The sequence below is a fragment of the Gordonia namibiensis NBRC 108229 genome, assembly GCF_000298235.1.
Lineage (GTDB): Bacteria > Actinomycetota > Actinomycetes > Mycobacteriales > Mycobacteriaceae > Gordonia > Gordonia namibiensis.
In genome coordinates this window covers 12,317-34,340 of sequence record NZ_BAHE01000060.1, presented here as the reverse complement: position 1 = coordinate 34,340, position 22,024 = coordinate 12,317, and the positions used below count along the sequence as shown (strand labels likewise).

The 22,024-nt window shown below is 67.5% G+C and carries 20 protein-coding genes; 16 read left to right on the top strand and 4 right to left on the bottom strand.

The features are described from left to right. The first annotated feature begins 264 nt into the window (after positions 1 to 264). From GONAM_RS21570 to GONAM_RS21510, 13 genes are all read left to right on the top strand, one after another. Positions 265 to 1,605 carry an LLM class flavin-dependent oxidoreductase gene (locus GONAM_RS21570; RefSeq protein WP_006868877.1) on the top strand — a complete coding sequence of 447 codons (1,341 nt, stop codon included), beginning with the start codon at positions 265 to 267 and terminating at the stop codon, positions 1,603 to 1,605. Positions 1,606 to 1,670: 65 nt separating this feature from the next. Then, positions 1,671 to 2,126, top strand: coding sequence for a GlcG/HbpS family heme-binding protein (locus GONAM_RS21565; RefSeq protein ID WP_006868876.1), 456 nt, complete (start codon positions 1,671 to 1,673; stop codon positions 2,124 to 2,126). Beyond that, positions 2,126 to 3,073 (top strand): dihydrodipicolinate synthase family protein, encoded by a 948-nt coding sequence (locus GONAM_RS21560; RefSeq protein ID WP_006868875.1) that lies wholly within the window; start codon positions 2,126 to 2,128, stop codon positions 3,071 to 3,073. The genes GONAM_RS21565 and GONAM_RS21560 overlap by 1 nt, the downstream gene beginning before the upstream one ends. Next, positions 3,070 to 4,446: an MFS transporter gene (locus tag GONAM_RS21555; RefSeq protein WP_006868874.1), complete on the top strand. Its 1,377-nt coding sequence runs from the start codon at positions 3,070 to 3,072 to the stop codon at positions 4,444 to 4,446. Before GONAM_RS21560 ends, GONAM_RS21555 begins: the two co-directional genes overlap by 4 nt. Next, a complete protein-coding gene (locus GONAM_RS21550; RefSeq protein ID WP_006868873.1) occupies positions 4,443 to 5,663 on the top strand; it encodes an LLM class flavin-dependent oxidoreductase in 1,221 nt (406 codons plus the stop codon). The genes GONAM_RS21555 and GONAM_RS21550 overlap by 4 nt, the downstream gene beginning before the upstream one ends. Beyond that, positions 5,660 to 6,427, top strand: a complete 768-nt coding sequence (locus tag GONAM_RS21545) for an enoyl-CoA hydratase/isomerase family protein (protein WP_006868872.1) — start codon at positions 5,660 to 5,662, stop codon at positions 6,425 to 6,427. Before GONAM_RS21550 ends, GONAM_RS21545 begins: the two co-directional genes overlap by 4 nt. Before the next feature lie 187 nt (positions 6,428 to 6,614). Beyond that, positions 6,615 to 7,796, top strand: a complete 1,182-nt coding sequence (locus GONAM_RS21540) for a phosphatase PAP2 family protein (protein ID WP_006868871.1) — start codon at positions 6,615 to 6,617, stop codon at positions 7,794 to 7,796. A 342-nt stretch (positions 7,797 to 8,138) separates the two neighbouring features. Continuing rightward, positions 8,139 to 9,407, top strand: coding sequence for an ABC transporter substrate-binding protein (locus GONAM_RS21535; RefSeq protein WP_006868870.1), 1,269 nt, complete (start codon positions 8,139 to 8,141; stop codon positions 9,405 to 9,407). Positions 9,408 to 9,519: 112 nt separating this feature from the next. Continuing rightward, positions 9,520 to 11,529: an ABC transporter permease gene (locus GONAM_RS21530; RefSeq protein ID WP_006868869.1), complete on the top strand. Its 2,010-nt coding sequence runs from the start codon at positions 9,520 to 9,522 to the stop codon at positions 11,527 to 11,529. Then, a complete protein-coding gene (locus GONAM_RS21525; protein WP_006868868.1) occupies positions 11,522 to 12,391 on the top strand; it encodes an ABC transporter ATP-binding protein in 870 nt (289 codons plus the stop codon). The genes GONAM_RS21530 and GONAM_RS21525 overlap by 8 nt, the downstream gene beginning before the upstream one ends. Further along, positions 12,388 to 13,134 (top strand): ABC transporter ATP-binding protein, encoded by a 747-nt coding sequence (locus GONAM_RS21520; protein WP_006868867.1) that lies wholly within the window; start codon positions 12,388 to 12,390, stop codon positions 13,132 to 13,134. The genes GONAM_RS21525 and GONAM_RS21520 overlap by 4 nt, the downstream gene beginning before the upstream one ends. Before the next feature lie 44 nt (positions 13,135 to 13,178). Beyond that, positions 13,179 to 13,874, top strand: a complete 696-nt coding sequence (locus GONAM_RS21515) for a TetR/AcrR family transcriptional regulator (protein ID WP_040537173.1) — start codon at positions 13,179 to 13,181, stop codon at positions 13,872 to 13,874. 194 nt (positions 13,875 to 14,068) lie between these two features. Next, positions 14,069 to 14,716, top strand: a complete 648-nt coding sequence (locus tag GONAM_RS21510) for a hypothetical protein (protein ID WP_006868865.1) — start codon at positions 14,069 to 14,071, stop codon at positions 14,714 to 14,716. On the opposite strand, the gene GONAM_RS21505 is transcribed toward GONAM_RS21510, so the two are convergent. From GONAM_RS21505 to GONAM_RS21490, 4 genes are all read right to left on the bottom strand, one after another. Continuing rightward, positions 14,668 to 15,930 (bottom strand): oxygenase MpaB family protein, encoded by a 1,263-nt coding sequence (locus GONAM_RS21505; protein WP_006868864.1) that lies wholly within the window; start codon positions 15,928 to 15,930, stop codon positions 14,668 to 14,670. The genes GONAM_RS21510 and GONAM_RS21505 overlap by 49 nt on opposite strands. Before the next feature lie 63 nt (positions 15,931 to 15,993). Continuing rightward, positions 15,994 to 17,574, bottom strand: a complete 1,581-nt coding sequence (locus GONAM_RS21500) for an MFS transporter (RefSeq protein ID WP_006868863.1) — start codon at positions 17,572 to 17,574, stop codon at positions 15,994 to 15,996. Between the two features lie 111 nt (positions 17,575 to 17,685). Next, positions 17,686 to 17,874, bottom strand: coding sequence for a hypothetical protein (locus GONAM_RS21495; protein ID WP_006868862.1), 189 nt, complete (start codon positions 17,872 to 17,874; stop codon positions 17,686 to 17,688). Between the two features lie 155 nt (positions 17,875 to 18,029). Further along, complete coding sequence (locus GONAM_RS21490) at positions 18,030 to 19,214, bottom strand: ATP-grasp domain-containing protein (protein WP_040537172.1); 1,185 nt, start codon at positions 19,212 to 19,214, stop codon at positions 18,030 to 18,032. A 231-nt stretch (positions 19,215 to 19,445) separates the two neighbouring features. Here GONAM_RS21490 and GONAM_RS21485 point away from each other — a divergent pair, with 231 nt between their 5' ends. The 3 genes from GONAM_RS21485 (at position 19,446) to GONAM_RS21475 (ending at position 22,023) form a co-directional block, all read left to right on the top strand. Then, complete coding sequence (locus GONAM_RS21485; protein ID WP_006868860.1) at positions 19,446 to 20,636, top strand: DMT family transporter; 1,191 nt, start codon at positions 19,446 to 19,448, stop codon at positions 20,634 to 20,636. A 62-nt stretch (positions 20,637 to 20,698) separates the two neighbouring features. After that, entirely contained in the window at positions 20,699 to 21,565 is an 867-nt protein-coding gene (locus GONAM_RS21480; RefSeq protein WP_006868859.1) for an SCO6745 family protein, read from the top strand. Then, positions 21,562 to 22,023 carry a nuclear transport factor 2 family protein gene (locus tag GONAM_RS21475; RefSeq protein ID WP_006868858.1) on the top strand — a complete coding sequence of 154 codons (462 nt, stop codon included), beginning with the start codon at positions 21,562 to 21,564 and terminating at the stop codon, positions 22,021 to 22,023. Before GONAM_RS21480 ends, GONAM_RS21475 begins: the two co-directional genes overlap by 4 nt. Position 22,024 lies beyond the last annotated feature (1 nt).

Here is a 22,024-nt window from a genome sequence, read left to right as displayed (position 1 = left end):
GGTCGTGGCAATGGTGTCATCTGCGACATCTCACCGCCGGGGCGGTCTGTCGACCTCGTCGTTCACTGCTTCTACCGGATGCACCTCGGCTTCACGAAGTTCCCGGCCGACAAAAGCTCACGCTGCGCGGAAGTCTTGTCGCAGGCGATGGTAACGCCGTATGAATACGTCTGTCGACATCCGTAGACATATGTTGACGGGCGCTTACCAGCCACTTCCCACCCCGCCCGCGCCGAACCGCCCAAGGTCAGAGGAGACAGCCACGTGAACACGCCGCGTGAGCATCGCACACCCGAGAACTCCCTGATTCTCATCACCACCGCGATGGGCGTCGGGATGCACCTCGGTGCCTGGCGGTACCGGACGGGCGAGGCCTCGGACTATCTCGACCTCGAGTTCTACAAACACATCGCCCGATCGGCGGAGCGCGGCGTCCTGCACGGACTGTTCCTCGCCGACACGCTCGCGTTGTCGGAGGAGAATCTCGAACGGCCCAACCTCGGCGCCCTCGACCCCATCGTGGTCCTCTCCGCACTGGCATCGGTCACCGACCGCCTCGGACTGGTGGCGACGTCGTCGACGACGTTCAACGAGCCGTTCAATCTTGCCCGCAGGTTCTCCGCGCTCGACCACCTCAGCGGTGGCCGGGCCGGTTTCAACGTCGTCACGACCTTCGTGCCCGACGTCGCCGCGAACTTCGGCGCGAGCGACCTGCCCCAGCACGACAACAGGTACGCCCGGGCCGAGGAGGCGATGGACGTCATCACCGCCCTCTGGCACAGCTGGGGTCAGGATGCACTGATCGGCGACAAGACCTCCGGGGTGTTCGCCGATCGCGAGCAGGTTCGGCCCATCAACCATGCCGGACAGCACTTCTCGGTCCGCGGACCGCTCACCCTCCCCCGGACCCGTCAAGGCCGGCCGGTGGTGTTCCAGGCCGGGGCGTCCGAAACCGGACGGCAACTGGCCGCGCGCACCGCCGACGCCGTGTTCACCGTCCAGAACACCCGATCGGCGGCATCGGAGTTCCGCGCCGACCTCCGTCGTCGCGCAGAGGGTTTCGGCCGCCATCCGGATTCGGTGAAGGTGCTGCCGGGTCTCGTTCCCGTCATCGGACGAACCCGGGAGGAGGCGCGCGCCCGCAAACTCGCCCTCGACGAGTTGAGCGCCGACGCCGAGCTCCGCAAGCTCGCTCTCCGGGTCGGAGTGCCCGTCGACGCACTGGACCTCGACAAACCACTCCCGGTTGACCTCATCCGCGCGAACCCCTCGTTCAACGCCTCGCACGGATTCCGCGACGCCGTCGTCCGGCTGGCCGTCGAGGAGAACCTCACCGTCCGAGAGGTGCTGTACCGCAACGGCGGTGGGCACGCCCAGGTCGTCGGGACACCTGACGACGTCGCCGACCTGATCATCGACTGGTACCGCAACGGGGCCGTCGACGGTTTCAACCTCATGATCGACGTCCTGCCCGACGGCCTCGACGACTTCGTCGATCTCGTGGTCCCCCGCCTCCAGGATCACGGTGTCTTCCGAACCTCGTACCAGGGCACCACGTTCCGCGACGACCTCGGACTCTCCCCGGTCCTCCAGACCGTGTCCTGACACGGCGCCCCTCATCCCGAACACCCCACCCCCGACCCCCGATCCCCGACCCCGAAGGAGAACTCATGCTGCAGATTTCCCGTATCGATCTCGCCGAGGCGAGGTCGCTCATCGCCGCGGCCACCGAACGCTCGCAAGAGATCGGCGTGCCGATGTGCATCGCGGTCGTCGACGAAAGCGGATACCTCGTCGCGTTCGACCGCATGGACACCGCGAAGATCACCAGCGTCTCCATCGCGATCGACAAGGCCTTCACCGCGGCCGGCGCCCGCAACCACACGTCGTTCTACGGCAAGGTGTCCCAGCCGGACGGACCGGCGTGGGGCATCAACCAGACCAACGACGGCCACTTCAACGTCATCGCCGGCGGAATTCCGATCATCGTGGACGGCAATGTGATCGGCGGTATCGGGATCAGTGGCGGCAACTCCGCCCAGGACGACGACGTCGCGGCCCATGCGGTGAACCGCGCCGGCGTCGGCGAGCCGGTCGAGCTACCGGTGTCGGCCGGGGCACACTGATGGCGTCGAAGTCTCTTCCGGCCGGCATCATCGGCGCCGCGCTGACCCCTTTCACCGAAGACAACCGCGTCGATCGTGCACGCCTCGATCCGTTGCTGGACTTCATGGTCGACCACTGTGACGCGGTGTCGCTCCTGGGTGCCGAGGTCTCCGAGTACCAGATCCTCGGCGAGGCCGACCGGGTCGCGACACTTCGGGCCGCCATCGACACCGTCGACGGACGTGTTCCGGTTCTGGCCGGCGCCTCCTCACCCGATGTCGCCGAGGTCCTTCGGCTCGCCGCGTCCGCGGCGGACGCCGGCGCCGACTTCATCCAGGTCCTCATGCCCCGGCACCCGGGTGGCAACCCGGCGCGGGTGGGCGATCTGGTCGCGTTCTTCGAACGGATCGCGGCGTCGTCGCCGCTTCCGATCGTGGCCTACCACAATCCATCTCAGGGGACCGACACCGATGCCGCGACCATGGTCGAACTCTCGCTGATCGACGGCGTGGTCGGGTTCAAGGAGAGCTCGCGCGACCTGACCAAGATCGGGCGGCTGTGCGCCGAGATCGACTCGGCCGGCCACGCCCGCTACTTCACCACGATGCAGCCGCTGCTCACGACTCTGCTGCTGGGCGGTTCAGGCGCGATGATGCCGCCGCCCGGCACCCTGATCGGCGCACAGGTCGTCGGTGCGCTCCGCGACGGCGATCACGAGCGGGCTGCTCAGTGGCAGCGCCACTTCCGACTGTTCCCCAGCCGGTGGGCCAAGTACGGACTGACCACCACCATGAAAGCCGCGATGGGCGCCCTCGGTCACGACCTGGGCGGTCCCGCAGCACCTTTCGGACCGATGCCCGAAGCGGACATCGAACTCCTCGCACGACAACTCGATTCGTTCGACCTCCCATCCCCACTTGTGGCGCCGGCGACCGACGGCGCCCTCGCGAAAGGCCTGTCCTCGTGACTCATACGCTCACACCCCCGAACACCGAAACCCCAGAGCAGCGCAACGGCAGGCGGCACGCTTTCGCCGGTGCGTACCTCGGCTGGATGTTCGACGGCTACGAGACATTCGCGACCGTGCTCGTGGCGTCGTTCGTCGTCAACGACCTCGTGGGCAAGGATGCCTCGCCGTACTACGTCGGTGCCATCCTCGCGATCACCCTGCTGTCGTGGGCGATCGGCGGTCTCGCATCCGGCGTGCTCGCCGACCGTTTCGGTCGGCGGAAGGTCATGATCGTCTCGATCCTCTGGTACGCGATCTGCGCGGGACTAACCGCACTGGCACCCAGCTACGGCGTCCTCCTGGTGCTCCGCTTCCTCACCGGCCTCGGCATGGGCGCCGAGTGGGGCGGCGGCAGCTCACTGGTCGCCGAGACCGCACCTCCCCGTCGCCGCGGCCTTCGACTCGCGTTCCTGCAGAGCGGCTTCGGCATCGGCTTCCTCATCGCGACCGGTGTCTGGCAGCTCGTCAACCAGGGCAACCCGGGTGACTGGCGCTGGATGTACGCGCTCGGCGTCGTACCCGCGCTCCTGGTCCTGTACATCCGCCGACTCGCCTCCGACTCCCCGCTGTGGGTCAAGGTCGACCAGCAGCGTCGGGCGCTGACCGAGGCCGTGTCTTCTGGCAGCGTCAGCAGCGCGAAGGCCGCTGAGTTCCTCAAGCCGTCCATCAGCCAGGTGTTCTCCCACCCCGTCTACCGCCGCCGGGTCCTGATGCTCACCCTCGGCGCGCTTGCCTCGATGATCGGCTGGTGGGCCGTCTCCACGTGGATCCCCGCCTACGCCCGCAGCATCCTCGTCGGTACCACCGACGACGTCCCCAGTGCGGTCACCCTGGTCGTGCTCGCCTACAACGCGGCCGGCGTCGTCGGTTACCTGGTCAACGGATGGCTGGCCGACCTGGTCGGTCGCAAGCCGGTGATCTTCACCTTCTTCGTCGCATCAGTCGCGTTGACCCCCTGCATGTTCCTGATCCCCGACAGCAAGGGCTCGCTGATCTTCTGGGCGGCGGTGAACGGCTTCTTCACCCTCGGCCAGATGACCTGGCTGGCGCTGTACCCGAGTGAACTGTTCCCCACCAACGTGCGCGCCACGGGTATGACCCTGGTGTTCAACCTGGCGCGCTTCCCGGCCGCCATCGGCGCGCTCATCAGCGCCTCGCTGATCACCACGTTCGGTTCGATCTCCGATGCTGCCATCGTGATCGGTTGCGCAGGTTACGGTCTCGGCGTGATCGTCGCCCTGTTCCTCGGGCCGGAGACCCGCGGAACCAACCTGCCGGCACCAGTGGACATCGCCGAGATCACCAGCACCGAGGAAGGAGCCCAGCGATGACGGACTCATCGGACACCACTGCGGCGCTGCATCAGCCGCCTTCACCACTGGAGGACCCGTCGAGTCCGCTGTCGCGGATCGCTCGGCAGCCGATGATGCTGGGGTTGTTTCTCCCCACGCAGACCGGGGCCTTCTCCCAGTCGACCTACCCACGCGACACCCGCTGGGACTTCGAGTACAACCGCGAACTCACGCTGAAAGCGGAAGCGCACGGTCTCGACTTCGCCTTCGGCCTTCAACAGTGGGTGAAGAAGGGCGGATTCGGCGGTGAGACGAACTATCGGGAGAACTTCCTGGACCCCTTCATCTCGACCATCGCACTCGCACCGCTGACGACGCGGCTGGTCACGATCTCGACGGTCCACGTGCTGTACGGGTCCCTGCATCCGCTGTACCTGGCCCGTTTCGCCGCCACCGCCGATCACATCGCACAGGGACGGTTCGGCCTCAACATCGTGACCGGTTACGACGCCCGCGAACCGCTCATGTTCGGCATGCAGCGCATCGAGCACGACGAACGATACGCCCGCGCAGACGAATTCGCCTCGATCATGGAAGACCTGTGGGCCGGTGAAGAGGACCTGACCTTCCACGGCCGGTGGTACGACCTCGAGAGCGCCTACGTGTCGCCGCGTCCGGTCCACGGGCGCCCGATCATGGTGTCGGCCAGCGCATCGGCGGCAGGTTTCGCCTACGCCGCCGACCATTCCGACATCGTCTTCACCTCGAGCCGGTCGGGGGCGCCGTACGCCGATGCGATGCGGTCGATCCCGACGATCACCAAGGAGATCGACGAGGCCTACGACCGGACCGGTAGGCAGCACAAGACGATCATCTTCCCGATGGTCATCTGCAAGGAGACCCGCGAAGAGGCCTACGCCTACCGCGATGCGATCACGGCCCGCGCCGACACCGCGTCGATCGTCAACTACGACGCGCGGCATCGCGCGGGCGACGCACAGGGATGGCCCGAACACGTGCCATCCGACCGTGTTCTGGGCGGACACGTCCAGATCATCGGCAGTCCCACCGATGTGGCGGACCAGCTCGAGGGATTGCACGAAGCCGGCATCGACGGTGCGCAGCTGGGCTTCTACGACTACGGTCCGGAACTCGACTTCTTCGCCGAAGCCGTACTTCCGATCCTCGAGGCCCGCGGCCTGCGTATCCCCGACCCGATCGTCAGCAACCCCCGAGAGGCGGTGGCCGCGCGATGACCGCCGTCTCGTCCACCGAACCGGTGCTGGTCCGGGCCGAACACGATGGCCCGATCACGACAGTCACACTCTCCAACCCGGAACGTGCCAACGCTCTCACCTATGGTGCGATGCAGCAGTTCATCGAAGGGTTGCGGGCCGCTCACAGCAATCGGTCGCTGCTGCTGATCATCCGGGCCGAGGGTGACGACTTCACCGTCGGACGCGATCAGAAGGAGAAGGTCCCCGGTGTCACCAAAGCGCAGTCGCTGGGACTGATCCTCGAGGCCAACGCGTTGTTGCGCGGGTTCCCCGGCATCAGCGTCTCCGTGATCCGTGGCCGCGCCCTCGGGTTCGGCAGCGGGATCTCGGTGCAGTCCGATCTGTCCATCGCCGCCGACACGGCCACCCTCGGGTTCGACGAGGTGCGCCACGGCCTCGCCCCCTTGGTCGTCGCCGAATACCTGCCGCCGCTCATCGGACCTCGCGCCACCGCGGACCTCATCTACACGGGGCGGGACGTCTCGGCCTCGGAGGCACTCGCAATCGGTCTCGTCAGCCGCGTCGTGCCCGAGGCCGACCTGGAGGCCGAGGCCCGTGGTCTCTGTGACTCCCTGGTGGCCGGTGAACCCGGCGCACTCCGGCTGATGAAGAGTTACTCAGCCCGCCTGCGGGCCGGGGGCATCGCCGATCCGCAGGCCGCGGCCGTCGCCGAGCTCGACGCCTGGCTGTCGGCCGGGCGCCCCGAGTTCCCGGACGTCCCGGAGAATCCCGCCGCCCGATAGTGGAACCCGATAGTCGAGCCCGATAGTCGGACCGGGCGCCCCTCGCCGCTCATCAGAGTCGGGGAGGGGCGCCGCCGCGTCCCGGCCGTTCGTCCGGCGAAACAACATCTACGATCGTGAGGTGACCTCGGACAGCGTCGCCAGACCCCGCACAACCTCCGCACCCCGCCCGCGCCGGCGGACCCTCGTGCGGCTGTTCGCGCCCGTCATCGCGACCGCTGCCGCCGTCGCAGCAACCGCCGCACTGGTGGCCCCGACGCAGGCCGCCCCCGCGAAGCCCGCTCCGGCGCCGTTCCCGATCGGCGACCTCGCGCGGCTCTACCCGTCGGACATCTCCTCGTTCCCCGGCGGCATCTACCTGCAGCCCATCGAGACGTTCAGTGCACTACGCCGGGACCACCCCGAGATCATGGCGCAGAACCTCGACAAGGTCGTGGCCATCAACCAGGCCGCGGCCGATGACCCCGCCCTGCAGCGACGCGCACTCACCGACGCCCACGACGATCCGCTCGTGACGATGTCCGACGCGTTCGGACAGAAACTCGGCCGCCACTTCCGCGACGCTCTGGCCGCCGGCCGACTGCCCAAGACAACGTCGATCTTCAGCGACTACCTGGCCCGCGGTGGCGGCATCGCCAACACGACGCTGGTCGAGAAGTACGTCTTCGACAACGACCGCCCGTTCGTCGTCGCCCCCAAGCGAATCCGGAAGTACACCCGCGCCGGCGCGAACGAGTACGACGCACTCGGAATGAACCCGTCGTTCCCGTCCGGGCACGCGGGCATGTTCTTCTGGCGCGGAACCCTTCTCGCCCTGATGCTCCCCGAGTTCGCCCCGCAGTTCCTCACGCGCGCTTCCGAAGGCGGTTATCACCGCGTGGTGCTCGGCGTGCACTACCCGCTCGACGTGATCGGCGGAGCGATGGTCGGTCAGGCGGCGGCCGCCGACCGGTGGAACGACCCGGAGTTCAACCGGTTGCTCCGCGCTTCCGCCGCCGAGATCCGTCGTGAGCTCGAATGGCGTTGCGGCGCCCCGTTGTCCGCCTGCATCGAGCAGGACACCCCGTATCTCACCGACGACGAGGCGAAGCGCATCTACACCGAGCGCCTCACCTACGGCTTCGACCGGGTCTCCTCACCGACGCATCGGATGGTGGTCCCGCAGCAGGCCGTCGACCTGATCGCCCCCGCCTTCCCGTCGCTGTCCGACGCGCAGCGTCGCCAGATCCTCGTCGCGACAGCACATCCCGCCGGCTACCCGCTCGACGATCAGCGCCCGGGCCGCGCCTCCTGGCAGCGACTCGACCTCGTCCGGGCTTACACGGCCCGGGTGGCCGTCGACGCCGACGGCCACCTCACCGTTGACTGACGACGCTTCCCTCTTTCCTTTAGTGAATCGTTTGTCCCACTGCGCGTTGCGAACTCACCTCGCGTACACCTCGTCGTACCGATCTGGATCAGAGTGTGTCCAGTTTGCCCGAACAGCTTGACACCCGCGTAAGAATGTCGCTAATTTTCGGGTGGTCCACATCACACCGGAGGTGGACTCACCGGCCGTGAACTGGGCGGACGGTGCCGAATCTCGGGCCCAGTCCGACGACTGGGTTAACGAACTCACTCACCTTCAAGCCCCGCCGGGGCGATGTCGTCATGCCTGCTTCCCGGGCTGCTTCGTCGTGCCCGGAGACCATCGCCGAAAGGCAGTCGAAACATGCGTTTGTCGAACTCTCGAAGAGCCGGACGGCTCGCGGCGGTCGCCGTGGCCGCCGCGTGCATATTCTCCGTCGTGTCGTGTAGCAGCGACGACGGCGGATCGGACGGCTCCGCCGCGGACTCCAGCGGCACCAAGGCCTCCGGCGAAGCCATCAAGGTCGGATTGTTCAATCCCTCCAAGGGCCCGGCCACCCAGCCCGGTGTCACCACCGGCAAACAGGCGGCCGTGGACTACATCAACAATCAGATCGGCGGCATCAACGGCCGCCCCATCGAGATCATCGACTGCGGCATCGACCAGACCGCACCCGAGTCGACGGTGTCGTGTGCCAACCAGTTCGTCGAGGCCGGCGTGGTCGCCGCGATCGACGGTTTCAACGCCGAATCGGCTGCCGCCGTGCCGATCCTGACCGCCGCAAAGATCCCGCTGGTCGGCCAGATCCCGTTCAGCACCATCACCGGCGCCTCGGCGGACAACCGCGTGTACTTCGGACCGCCGCCGGCCGCGTTCCTCGTCGGCTTCATGCAGCAGCTGAAGGCCGACGGCAAGAGCTCACTGACTCTCGCGAACGCCGATCTGCCGCAGGCACATCAGGTCTTCGACGGCCTCATGAAGCCGCTCGGCGCGCAGCTCGGCATCGAGGTCAAGTCGGTGTACTACCCGCCCGCCGGGCCCAACTTCACGCAGCTGGCCAGCCAGCTCGCCGAGGGCAATCCCGACGCGGCCGGTCTCATGACCGCACCCAACGACAACGTCTGCACCAAGCTCGCCCAGTCGCTGCGCTCGGTGAAGTTCGAGGGCACCATCTTCTTGGCCGCCTGCACCGACTTCATCGACACCCTCGGCCAGCAGGCCGTCGGCGCTCAGACGTACTCACCGTTCTGGCAGACACCCGCGCTCGACTCCACGCCGGCCGAGGTCAAGGGCAACCTGGAGACCGCGCAGAAGTTCATCGACGACCAGAGCGGCACCGCCGGCTTCTACGCCTACGGCACCTTCTCGATCCTCGCCGACTTCGCCACCACCGTGGGCAATGCCGAGCTCACCGAGTACACCGGCCCGAGCATCCTCGGCGCACTGAAGGCGGTCAAGGACTACCAGTCCTTCATCGGCCCGAAGCTCAACTGCGGTAAGCCGACGAGTCCGAACTGCACCACCGAGATGCTGCTGTTCAACGTCGTCGCCGACAAGAAGACCGAACCCGCCACGGGCGGATTCATCACCCCGCTCCCGGCAGCGCTCGCGCTCATCCCGGGCGCCGCGTAAGCGAGCACGACACGGTAGGGATGGGCCCCACCCCGGGGCCCATCCCACCACCCACCCGTCCGCGCGATCCGTCCGCGTGTAATGCGCACGCGCCGAACGAATGAGTTGCCACATGGGCCAATTCCTCCAGTTCGCCTTCCTCGGGCTAGCCGCGGGTGCCATCTACTCGGTACTCGCCTCGTCCCTGGTCGGCATCTACGCCGCCACCGGCATCATCAACTTCGCCCAGGGCGCCATCGGCCTCTACTCGGTCTACCTCGTCGCCGCGCTGCGCACCGACGGCAGCCTCGTCCTGCCCATCGGCACACTGAGTCTCGGCAGTGAGGACGACCCCACGTCGATGGAACTCGCGCTGGTCCTCGGCGTGGTCAGTGCGGTGGTCTGGGCGCTGCTCGCCCACGTCCTCGTCTTCCGCCCCCTACGACACGCGCCCGTGCTGGCACAGGTTGTCGCATCCGTCGGACTCATGCTGTTCCTGCAGGCTCTCGTCCAGCTGCGCTTCGACACGGAAAACCTTTTCGCGCAGTCGATCCTGCCCGAGAACACCGTGGAGATCGCCGGTGCCGTCGTCAACGTCTCCGACCTGATCCTCGCCGGCGTCGCCATCGCGGTGTCCCTGCTGCTGTGGGCCTACTTCCGTCTCACCACACTGGGTGTCGCGACGCGCGCCGGTTCCGAGGACGAACTGGCCGCCCGCCTGTCCGGTTACTCCCCCGACCGCCTCGCCGCCATCGTGTGGGTCATCAGCGGCGCGGCCACCGGCCTCATCGTCGTGCTGGCCTCGTTCACCATCGGTCTGACCGTCACCAGCTACACCTTCTTCGTCATCCCGGCGCTTGCGGTCGCCCTCGTCGGCCGGCTCACCTCCTTCGGGATCGCCTGCGCGGCAGGTCTTGTACTCGGCGCCTTCCAGTCGGTCATCTCGTGGCTCGCCACCAAGACCTGGTGGCCGGAATGGGCGCAGGCCGGCCTCGGCGACGCCGTACCGTTCGTCATCGTGGTGGTCGCGCTGTTCCTTCTCGGCGGACGTATTCCGTCGCGTGGCTCGCTCGGCGAGGTCCGCATGCCGGCGGTGCGCATACCCCGTATCCGGGTCGTCCCGACGGTGGCGATCATCGCGGCCGTCGTCATCGCCATCCTGCTCACCTTCGGCACCTGGCGGTTCGGCGTGGTCACCTCGGTGATCCTCACGCTCATCGCGCTCTCGCTGGTCCTGTTGACCGGTTATCTCGGACAGATATCGTTGGCGTCCATGGCATTTGCCGGGGCGGCCGGTTTCGCGCTGTCGAAGCTGACCACCAACTGGAACGTGCCGTTCCCGTTCAGCATGCTGTTCGCCGCGCTCATCGCAACGGGCCTCGGCGTGCTGGTCGGCGTCCCGGCGCTCCGTATCCGTGGCGCGCAGCTCGCAGTGGTGACCCTGGCCGCGGCACTGGCGATCCAGAGCTTCGTGTTCAACAACCCGGCCATCACCGCCTTCGAGGGCAACATGATCGCCGACCCGACCCTCTTCGGCATCGACCTCGGTGTGCGCGACGGCACCAACCTCGTCACCCTGCGGTTCGCGCTGATGGTTCTCGTCGTCGTCGCGATCGCCACCCTCGTGGTCCTGCGGTTCATGGGCGGCTCGACCGGCCGCGCGTTCCTCGCGGTCCGGTCCAACGAGCGCGCCGCCGCATCGGTCGGGATCAACGTCGCCGCAACCAAACTCCTCGGTTTCGCCCTGTCGGCCTTCCTCGCCGGCATCGGCGGTTGCCTCATCGGTTACAGCCGCGGCCAGCTCTCGGCCGGCTCGTTCACCGTCATGATCGGCCTGACCCTGCTGGCGATGACCTACGTCGGCGGCATCACCTCGTTCGCCGGTGCCGTCATCGCGGGCATCATCGGCCCCCTCGGCGTCGGTTATGTGTTCCTCACCCAGACACTGAGTTTCGGCGAGTACTACGAACTCATCGCTGCGGGCAGCCTCCTGCTGATGGCGGTGATGAACCCCGTCGGCGTGGCCGGCGCGGCGTCGGAATTCGGTGACCGCATCCGGACCCTCCGGCACCGCCGAGAACCGGAGCCCCAACCCGGGGCGCCCGGCGCGGCGCAGAGCGCAGAGGCAGGTGCCCATGTCTGAGTCGACCGTCCTGGAACGGACCACCCTGCTCCGAACCGATGGACTCTCCGTCCGCTACGGCGGAGTCAGCGCCAACTCCGACGTCGACATCACGGTCGGCGCCGGAGAGATCGTCGGCCTGATCGGTCCCAACGGTGCGGGCAAGACCACCTTCGTCGACGCAGTCACCGGGTTCACCAAGGCCACGGGCGCCGTGTCGCTGGCCGGTGAACGCCTCGAAAAGGCCTCACCGCACCGTCGGCGGCGGGCGGGGATGGCGCGCACCTGGCAGGCCGGCGAGTTGTTCACCGACCTCACCGTCTCCCAGAACCTGGCCGTCGCCGTGCAACCCGTCGGCCTGCGCGCGATGTTGTCGGACGTGATCAACGGTTCACGGCCGCCTGCCGAGACCATCGACCACGCACTCGACCTCGTCGGCCTGCGCGACGCCGCCGATCAGCTTCCCGGCGAACTCACCCTGGGACAACAGAAACTGGTGGGCGTGGCCCGGGCCCTGGTCGGCGGGACCCGACTCGTCCTCCTCGACGAGCCCGCCGCCGGCCTCGACACCCACGAGAGCCGCGACTTCGGTGCCGAACTGCGTCGCATCGCTGCCACCGGCATCGGCATCCTCCTCATCGACCATGACATGTCGCTGGTCCTCGACGTCTGCGACCGCCTCTATGTGCTCGACTTCGGGAAGGTCATCGCCAGTGGCACACCCGCGGCCATCCAGGACGATCCGGCGGTGATCTCCGCGTACCTGGGCAGCCCGCAGGTGGACCCGGATGCGGTCGCCGAACTCGACGCGTCCGGGACATTCATCGAATCAACAGATCTGGCAACCGAAACCGAACCGACCTCGTCCGAGGAGAACCGATGAGCACGCCGTCCGACGCCTCCTCGGCCACCCCCGTCCTCGAACTCGACGACATCACCGTCGGTTACGGCGGGGTGCCGGCCGTGCGCGGCCTGAGTGCCTCGGTCCGCGCCGGGGAGATCCTGGCCCTGCTCGGACCGAACGGCGCAGGCAAGACGACCACCCTGCTCGCCACCGTCGGCGCCCTTCCGCTGATGTCGGGCTCCGTGACCGCGCTCGGGGAGCCGATCGACCATCACATCGAACGCAACGCCCGCCGCGGCGTGACCCTGGTCCCCGACACCCGCGGCCTCTTCCACAAGCTGTCGGTCTCGGACAACCTGCGACTGGCCAAGCGCAAGAACGGAACCGACCTCGACACGGTCTTCGGGTACTTCCCGAAGCTCAAGACCATGCGCTCTCGTCATTGCGGCAATCTCTCCGGCGGTGAGCAGCAGATGCTCGCCCTGGCCAAAGCGCTGCTCGCGCGTCCGCGGGTTCTGCTCATCGACGAGATGAGTCTCGGTCTGTCTCCGGTCGCCGTGCAGGATCTGCTACCGCGGCTACGCTCGTTCGCGGACGAACACCAGATGGCGGTGGTCCTCGTCGAACAGCACATCGACCTCGCCCTCGGGATCGCGGACTCGGCGATCGTCCTCCATCACGGCCGGGTGGCCCTGTCGGCGAGTGCCGCCGAACTTCGCAGCCGACGGGACAAAGTGGAGGCCGCTTACTTCGGTCGGACCATAGAGGAACAGGCCTCCTGAGGCAGGACACGACGAACGCCACCACCGACGAATCCGGGGACGCCGTGGTCACCGCCGACGATCGATCTGCAGAGGGGACCGAACGGTCCTCCGGGAGACGCGCCGAGCACGAACGCCCGGCGCGCAGCACCCGGAATCGCCCGACCGACGAGCAACTTCTCGATGCGGCGTGCGAGGTGATCGCCGAGGTGGGCGCCGACCGCGCGACGATGACCGCGATCGCCGAGCGCGGTGCCACCACCCGGGTGACGCTCTACGCACACTTCGGGTCCCGCGATGATCTCGTCGCCCGCGTGATCAGCCGCGAGCTCGACACCTTCACCTCGTTCATGTTCCGCGTCTACGACGAGAGCGAGGAGATGCCGTACGGGGCGCGAGCGCGCTACTCGGTGCGATGCCTGTTCGACTACGCCCGAAATCATCCCGCGGGTCTGCGGGTCCTCATGGGACACCGTGAGGGCCACGGCAACCGGCGCCTGTACGCCGCTCTCGAACCGAGGATCTCCGCACGGCTGCGGAAGAACTACGCCGAGCGCGGCACCCGGATCGCCGCCGGCGCGGACGCCCTCGCATCGTTGCTGCTCGGCATGAGCCTCGACGTCGCGCATCGTGCCCTCATCGTCGACGGCGCCGGCATCGACGCAGCCTGCGACCTCGCCATCACCGCCACCATGGCCGTGCTCCGCGACGTCCGGCCGGAACAGCTCCAGGCACTCGACGCGTCGCTCGGACAGCGCTGACACCCTGACCAGGACCTCTGACCAGAGGCTCCGTCCGAGATGGTCCAAGACGATCCAAGACGGTCCAAGACCCGGACAAGTCGACCCCAAGTTCCCCACAAGCGGACCGGGCGATTCTTTCTCCTGTCACACGAACCCCCACGGTCGACCGCCCCGGCACCCCCGGACGACGACCGCCCAGGAGAGGAAACCGCATGTCCCGCCAGCAGAACACCCAGCCCGACACCGATCGCCTCGAGATCGCGCAGATGCACCACGCGCAGATCGGTCCCGTTCCCGGCCCCCGCCGGCCGCTGTGGCAGATCGGCCGACGTGCCACCGTCATCGTCGCCTGTCTGGGCTTCAGCGCCCTCGCGGCCTGCAGCTTCAGCATCGGCTCTCAGACCGTCGAGGAAGCCTCCGACATCGACGTCGGCGAATGCCTGCAGATCGGCGAGGAGGCCGGCGAGGGCAAGGTGAAGGCCACCAAGGAGGACTGCGAGGGCACCGAGGGCCTCACCTTCTTCGCCGCCGACAAGGTGGCGTCCGACTCGGAATGCACCGCCGACTACACCTCGACCCTCACCTTCGCCGGTGGCGACCAGAAGCTCTGCATGACACCGAATTTCGCGACCGACACCTGCTATCAGATCCCGATCAACGGCGGGAAGCTCGCGGACTACCGCGAGGTCGAATGTGGCGCCTCCCCGGTCGAGAACACGGTCATCGCCAAGACGGTCAGCCGCGGTGACGGGTCGATCAGCTGCCCGGATGATCAGACGAAGTGGACCTTCGCGCAGCCCGCCTCGATCGGTTACTGCCTGACCGAGGACGTCACCGCTGCAGGCGCATTCGGCGGTTGAGCGGGCGGCCCGTCGACCGGGGGCCGGCCCGACGATGCGGAGGCGGCGGCCGCGTCGACCAATCCGTGGGTGACCCGGTAGTCGTCGCGCATCCGGGCCATCTCGGCATCGCGCACGCGGTAGGCCTTCTCGACCCGACGACGAGCGCGCCGTGCGCCGCCGACACGCTGCGCCGATCCGGCGAGCGCGAGAACCGGGCCGATCCGGCCGAGGACGTGTTTGACCCTCCCGTCCGGGATGCCCAGGGCGTCGGCGTCATGGTCGCCGACGAATACCCGCTGCAATCCGTACATGAGGTTGGTGGCCAATCGATCTCGCAGGATACGCGGACCGGGCAGTACGTTGGCGAGCTCGGGGGCGAGGTAGTCCTCGGTGAGCGCGACCACGAAGTCGTGATCATCGTGCCCCGGCCCCGGTGACGTCAGGCGGTACAGCTCCTCGATACGGACGTGGTCGGCCTCGCACCGCGGATTGAGTTCGGGACTCATGCCCACGACATGGCCGACGTAACGCCAGAGGTGGTAGATGTCGTCGAGTTCGCGGTCGGTGAACCGGACTCCGAGGGTGTGCATCGCGTCGATCGCGATGTGTCCGAACTCGGCGACCGTGAAGGCCATGTACGGCTGCGGAATCGGCACACCCCAAGCATTTTCGTCCCAATCTCCGCGCTCCCACAGCATGCGCCGTACGTGCGCATGGATCATGCGGACCCGCACGGTGTAGGCGAAACCGTCTCCGTCGCGCCGCATCCCGCCCGGGGTGATCACCTGACTCAGCCACTCCCCGACCTCCACCGACCGCATCGCCGGCTGCGACACATAGCGTCCGGTGATCGCAAGGGGTTTGGCGGCGATCGTGTTTCCCGCACCGCGCACCAGTGAGGCCGCGCCCAGTACGATGCCGAGCGGTGCGGTGTTCACGATGAGCGCATCCGCGGCCCGGGCCATCCGATCGTGGTCGACCCAGTCCGGTTCGTCGTCGAGAAAGGCGAACAGGGCCCGCATCGACTCGGTGGACTCGTCGAGTGAGGAGATCCCGGCGGCGAGCGCCTGCCGGAGCACGGAGGTCGTCGAGCCGCCCGGATGTGAGTCGGCCGCCACCGCGTCGGCGAGCGGATCGGCGAGCCACATCTGGTCGAGCCAGACCCGTCCGGCCTTCCCGTATCGCTGCACGGCCAGATCGGGATTCACCAGATCAGTCGGTATCCGCTCCATGACTCAATGAGAACACGGGCGTGCTCACTTTCCCTACCGTTTCCCGCTCCCGCCGGGAGCGCCTCAGAGACTGCGCTGTTTCGCGTACTCCGCCATCGCCGCGCGCTCACCGTCGTGATCCGGGTAGAAGAAGAAGACGATGGCGGCGCCTACCAGCACGATCGCCGCGGCGGCGCCGTAGGCGCGGTTGTCCCCGTGCACGAAGGCGTCCCGGGCGGCTCCGATGATCTGGTCGGCGTACTGGGGATAACGCTCGGCGAGTATCTCTGCGCTGGAGAAGGACTTGGTCAGCGCTGCCTCGGTCTGTTCGGTGACCTGATTCGCCTGCGGGGAGTTCGCGATCGTCTCCCGCAACTGGTGGGCGTAGCCGGCCGTCAGGATCGCGCCGAGCGTCGACTGCAGGATGGCTCCGCCGAGGTCTCGTTGCAGGTCCGACATGCTCGACGCCATGCCCGCGCGCTGGACGGGCACCGACCCGGTGAGCGACTGCGACGCCGGGGTGCCGGCCAGGCCCACGCCGATGCCGACGAGGACGTACACGAGCCCGACGTGCCAGAAGTGCGCGTGCTCGTCCCAGGTGAGCATCGCGAACACCAGCCCGAGCACGATGAAGGCGTACCCAGACAGCAGGGTGAACCGAGATCCCATGCTGTGCACCAATGTGGCCGACCGCGGCGCGACGATGACCATCGCTCCGGCGGCGGGCAGGATCGTCGCACCCGCGGCAAGGGTCGAGTAACCGAGCACGTTCTGCATGTACTGCTGGCCGATGAACATCGCACCCATGAGCGTGCCGAAGACGATGAGTCCGCCGAGCGCCGCGACCCAGAAGGTCCGACGGCACGCGATGCGGAGATCGAAGAGCGGAACACGCACGCGGAGTTGCCGCCACACGAAGCCGGCGCCGGCGACGATCGCGATCGCGGCGAGGATGTAGACCTGCAGTCGCTGATCGCTGTTGGGCGCGAAGTTGATCGCGAGGACCAGCGCCCCGACCATCACGATCGAGACGATGCCGCCGAGGTTGTCGACGACGGCCGCCTCGTCACCGGTGTCGTCGGGCACCAGCCACCAGGCCGCCGCCAGCGCGAGGACCGCCAGCGGCAGGGTCACCAGGAACACCGAATGCCAGTCGAACACCTCGAGCAGACCACCCGACATCACCGGGCCGAGCGCGGAGATCGCGCCGCCGAACGCCGACCAGGCGGCGATCGCCCGGGTGCGCTTCGGCCCCGACCACAGCGCGGTGATCACCGCGAGCGTCGTCGGGAAGGCCAGACCGGCCGCGATACCGCCGAGCAGTCGGGCACCGAACAGCACCTCGACGTTCGGCGCGAAGCCGGCCACCAGCGACGCCGGAATCGACAGCGCCATGCCGACCACGAGCATTCGCTTGCGGCCGTGGCGATCTCCGAGCGCACCGAAGTACAAGACCGACGCGGCGAGACCCAGCGAGTACCCGACCGCGATGAGGTTGAGTTGCGTCGAACTGGCGTCGAGATCCTTGCCGATGTCCGGCAGCGCGACGTTGGCCACCGCGAGATTGATGTTGGCCACGCCCGCAACGAGGATCAGGGCGACGAGGATGGCACGCGCGCGTGCCGGTGCCGTACCGGTGTCAACCTCGGGCGTCGTCGACGTCATCGGTGAATCGTACGTGCGGAATCACTGCCAGAGCAGGACTTCCGCACGTCAGCGGCACGGAATTGCCACGCCCCGGGGAGCCTCGACCCCCGGGACGCGATCGTCGTGCCGTCAGATGCAGATGTTGAAGGACAGTGAACCCAACGGGACACCGAAGCAGAGCGCCACGGAACCCATGACGGGTTGCGCCTCCACCGGCGCCGCTGCGGCCATGGGCGCACCGGCGAATGCGAGTGCGCCTGCCGCGGCGACAGTGGTGATCCCGACGGTCAGACGACGAGTGATCTTGGATGTGTACATAGCGAGCCCCCTCGAGCACGTTTCCCCCACACCGAACCCCGCTCACGTGACCCATCGCCGCAGGTGGTGCTGGGTTTCGAGTCTACGCCGCCAGGTCAAGAGATCGTGTCGCACATCTGGAGGACATCGAGCGGAACCGCCGTCGATGACCGGGCTCAGAGGCTGATCCGCAGGCCGTCCCATTCGTGGTCGTGCATGAAGCCCTCGGCGAGCCCGACCCGGTACTTCACACAGCTGCGGAGGATTCCCGCGTAGGCGAGCGGGAGCAGGACCGCCGGCTTCTGGTCGCCGGACCGGGTGATCACGTCCGACGCGCCGCGGAAGTCACGCGCGAACTGGCGGAACGACCGGCCGTTGCGGGAGGGCGCGCGCCACCCGTAGAGCATCATGCCGAGCCCGATCATCTTGTCGACACCGGGTGCGGGAGTGATGATCTCGGCATCGGGGTCCGAGGTACCGAGGAAGGCTCGATCCACGCCGTCCTCCGGGGAGAACATCATGATGCCGCTCGTCGCACGTGGATTGCACTCGATGCAGAACAGATCCTTGTCCGGTCCGTCCTCGATGAAATCGAAGCCGATCTGCCCGGTGAAGTTGACGCGCTTGACGATATCGGCGACCCACGCCTGGATACGAGGATGGTCGACGGACCGGAAGTTCAGGCATGAGCTGCCGTCGATCGCGTAGTCGACCGGATAGGTGGCGTGCGCGTAGATCCGGCCCTCGTGGCACACCGAGTAGGTGCAGTACTTGTCGCCCGAGACCCACTCCTGCGCGACCCACGGGTTCTGCTCGTCGTGCTCCAACCAGGTGAGCGGATCCCCCGGCTGCACCTTGTGCACCTTCTGCGAACCGCGCGAGTAACACCGCTTGAGCGCGAAGGGCTTGTCGAAGTCGAGCGAACCCGCGTCTTCGGGTCCGGCGACCCGCGCGAACTTGCGGGTGGGGATTCCGAGTTCGACGAGCAGTTCCTGGAATTCGTACTTGTGGTGCAGCCGGTTCTCGATGTCGAAATCGGAGAGGAAGAGCCGACACGTCGGCGGGAACAATTCGGCCAGCATCGCGATGATGTCGGTTTCCTCGTGCACCGGGATCACCATGTCGACGTCGTTCTCCTCGACGATCCGCGCGAGGGCTCGGCAGTATTCGAGCGGCTCGAACTTCGGCGGCGGAACACGATGGAATTCGCCCACCGAGTTGGAGAATCTGCTGATGGCGACGGGTATCGAGTCGACGGTCGTCACACGATGACCACCCGCGGCCATGAGTCGTGCGAGTTCCAGTGAGAGGAACGACCGACCGAAGGTGATCAGTACATGAGCTCGTCCGGCGCTGTCCACCCGTCAGAGTCTAGGGGGTACCCCGGACCCTGCCGCGCCGCGTCGGCTCCTACGCCTGTTGAATGGAATCGGACACTGCGGGAATATTCGGTACCGGCCTGTCGGTTCGTCCTGTTAGTTTCCGCACGACCGCACTCGGTGCCGGTCGAGCCTGTGGTGGCAGGCAGTCGGATCGGGCGACGGCCCGGATGACCTCGAGAACCGGGGTCGACGGACCGAGTTGGAGGAGGCATGCAACTGTTCGTGGTCGGCGTCATCGCGGCATGCCTTGCCGCAGTCGCCTACGGGATGTCGACGGTACTCCGTGCGCTCGGCGCGCGTCGTGTCGCCGCGACCGCCGCCGAAGAGGGCAAGGGCATCACCACCGAGACCGGTGCACCCACCATCTCCTCGACGATGTCGACCTTCGTCGATCCCGCCTTCATCCTCGGCACCACGATGGTCGTCTTCGGTTTCGCCGGCGGCGCACTCGCCGCGCGTTTCCTCCCCCTCTTCCTGTCGCAGACGATCGTGTCCGCGAACCTCGTCGTCACCGCGCTACTCGGCACGATCATCCTCAACATCGCCCTGCACACCCGCGAATGGGTCGCGATCTGGCTCGTCGTGATGTCGCTGTGTCTGCTCGGTGTCTCGTCGTCGCATCACACCGGCGGTGGTGAAGAGGTCGGTTTCCACTGGGGTCTGTTCCTGGCCACCGTCGCGCTGTGCGCCTTCGCGCTCGTGGCCGTCTACAACCTCGGCTCGACCGCAGGCGCCCTCGTCGGCGGTGCTGCCGCAGGCCTGCTGTTCGGCATCATCGCCATCGCGGTCCGGATCCTCGACGGCGTCGACCCGTTCGATCCGGTCGCCCTGCTGACCGACCCGGCGGCGTGGACCATCGCGGCGGCCGGCGCGGTCGGCTTCTACATCCAGACCGTCGCGCTGCAGCTCGGCGCCGTCAACGGCGTGACCGCCGTGTTGGTGGTCGGCGAGACCGCCGGGCCGAGCCTGGTCGGCGTCGTGTTCCTCGAGGACACGGCCAAGCCGGGACTCGGCTGGCTTGCCATCCTCGGTTTCGTCGGCGCCGTCATCGGCGCCGTGCTGGTGGCCTGGTACGGCTCGGTCGACCCCGATCATCTCGGCGAAGCACCGCCGATGAAGGGCGGCTGGCGTCGCGGGCGCGAGGAACCGGAGGACTCCGAGTCCGAAGAGCTGGGTTCCGAGGAATTCGACCCCGCGGAACTCGACGCCGAGCAATTCGACCCCGAAGAGTTCGACCCGGATGCGTTCGACCCGGATGCGTTCGAAGCGGAGGCCTTCGAAGCGGAGTTCCGCAGCGACCCGGACGATCCCGGCGCTCGCGCCGACGAGCGCGGACCGCGTCCCGACGCCCCCGAGTCGGACGATCGATCCGTCGGCAGCCGGGACTCGCGGCACAACTGATCGCCGGCGTCCAACGCCGCGAAGTGGTTGACACCCGTTCCGCCGGTGGAGAAGGTGGGGTGATGACGACCACAGCGACAGAGTCGCTTTCCCGCCTCGCCTACGAGACCCTCGAGCCCTTCCACATACTCGCGTACTTCAACCCGGGACTCCGCTCCGCACAAGAGGACACCGGTCTCGACGGCCACGCCTTCTACGTCGGCGCACGTGGCGCTCCCCTCGGCCCCTGCGCCGCCCCGGTCGTCTCCGCCGCGTTCTACAACTTCAACCCCGACCTGGTCGCCAAGTCGTGGCGGGCCGCGGTCGACGCCGGCCTCGACCGCGTCCACGAACGCCGCCACGCGATGCTCGACGATTCGCTGCGAGAGATCCTCGGCGACTCGGCCGACGACGCCCTCCTCGACGAACTCGCCTCCGAGTACACCCGTCTCGCCGCAGATCTACCGCTCAGTGGTCGTCCCCTCGCTGCGGCGTGGGCCTCGGCGCCCACCCCGGACACACCACGTCTGCGGTTGTGGCAGGCGATCGCCGTACTCCGGGAGTGGCGGGGCGACAACCACATCGCCGCCCTCGTCCTCCACGGACTCAACGGTTTCGATGCCGCGGTCTTCCACGAGGCGCAGCTGCCCGATCCATCGGTGAAGCGCCGGGTGATGGGCAAGCGCGTCGTGCTGCTCACGCGCGGCTACGCCGAACAAGACTGGGAGGACAGCATCGACCGGCTGACGGAGGCGGGCCTGGCCGAACGAACCGACGACGGCCACCGACTCACGGCGCAGGGCGCCGCGGTCTACGACGACATCGAGGCGACCACAGACGCCGCCGGAGAGTCGTTGTGGGCGGGCAACTCCGAGCTGCTCGAACGAACCCGCCCGATCGTCAAAGCCGTGCTCGATGCCGGCGTCCTGCCCGGAACGAGGAACAAGTGAACAACCACAGCGAAGACCTCCGCGAGATCGAGAACCTCAAGTACCGGTACCTGCGGGCCCTCGACACCAAGGACTGGACGACGTTCGCGTCGACACTGACCGAGGACGTGACCGGTAACTACGGTGCGAGCCTGTCTTTCGACAATCGCGACGAGCTCGTCGGATACATGGAGGCCAACGTCGGCCCCGCGGTCATCACCGAGCATCGCGTGAACCACCCCGAGATCGAGGTCGCCGGCGACACCGCCCGTGGCCGTTGGTATCTGCAGGACCGCGTGATCGTCGCCGAATTCTCGTTCATGCTGATCGGGGCGGCCTTCTACGAGGATACCTACCGGCGGACCGAAAACGGTTGGCGCATCAGCTCCACCGGTTACGACCGCACCTACGAGGCCACCGTCGGACTCGCCGATCTGCCGAGCTTCAAGCTCGAGGTCGGTCCCGCCGTGCACATCTGAG

Coding starts and splice junctions, on each gene's coding strand:
- GONAM_RS21535 (WP_006868870.1), top strand. CDS start 8,139: ATGCGTTTGTCGAACTCTCGAAGAGCCGGACGGCTCGCGGCGGTCGCC.
- GONAM_RS21560 (WP_006868875.1), top strand. CDS start 2,126: ATGGCGTCGAAGTCTCTTCCGGCCGGCATCATCGGCGCCGCGCTGACC.
- GONAM_RS21550 (WP_006868873.1), top strand. CDS start 4,443: ATGACGGACTCATCGGACACCACTGCGGCGCTGCATCAGCCGCCTTCA.
- GONAM_RS21485 (WP_006868860.1), top strand. CDS start 19,446: ATGCAACTGTTCGTGGTCGGCGTCATCGCGGCATGCCTTGCCGCAGTC.
- GONAM_RS21530 (WP_006868869.1), top strand. CDS start 9,520: ATGGGCCAATTCCTCCAGTTCGCCTTCCTCGGGCTAGCCGCGGGTGCC.
- GONAM_RS21505 (WP_006868864.1), bottom strand. CDS start 15,930: ATGGAGCGGATACCGACTGATCTGGTGAATCCCGATCTGGCCGTGCAG.
- GONAM_RS21480 (WP_006868859.1), top strand. CDS start 20,699: ATGACGACCACAGCGACAGAGTCGCTTTCCCGCCTCGCCTACGAGACC.
- GONAM_RS21565 (WP_006868876.1), top strand. CDS start 1,671: ATGCTGCAGATTTCCCGTATCGATCTCGCCGAGGCGAGGTCGCTCATC.
- GONAM_RS21525 (WP_006868868.1), top strand. CDS start 11,522: ATGTCTGAGTCGACCGTCCTGGAACGGACCACCCTGCTCCGAACCGAT.
- GONAM_RS21510 (WP_006868865.1), top strand. CDS start 14,069: ATGTCCCGCCAGCAGAACACCCAGCCCGACACCGATCGCCTCGAGATC.
- GONAM_RS21500 (WP_006868863.1), bottom strand. CDS start 17,574: ATGACGTCGACGACGCCCGAGGTTGACACCGGTACGGCACCGGCACGC.
- GONAM_RS21545 (WP_006868872.1), top strand. CDS start 5,660: ATGACCGCCGTCTCGTCCACCGAACCGGTGCTGGTCCGGGCCGAACAC.
- GONAM_RS21520 (WP_006868867.1), top strand. CDS start 12,388: ATGAGCACGCCGTCCGACGCCTCCTCGGCCACCCCCGTCCTCGAACTC.
- GONAM_RS21495 (WP_006868862.1), bottom strand. CDS start 17,874: ATGTACACATCCAAGATCACTCGTCGTCTGACCGTCGGGATCACCACT.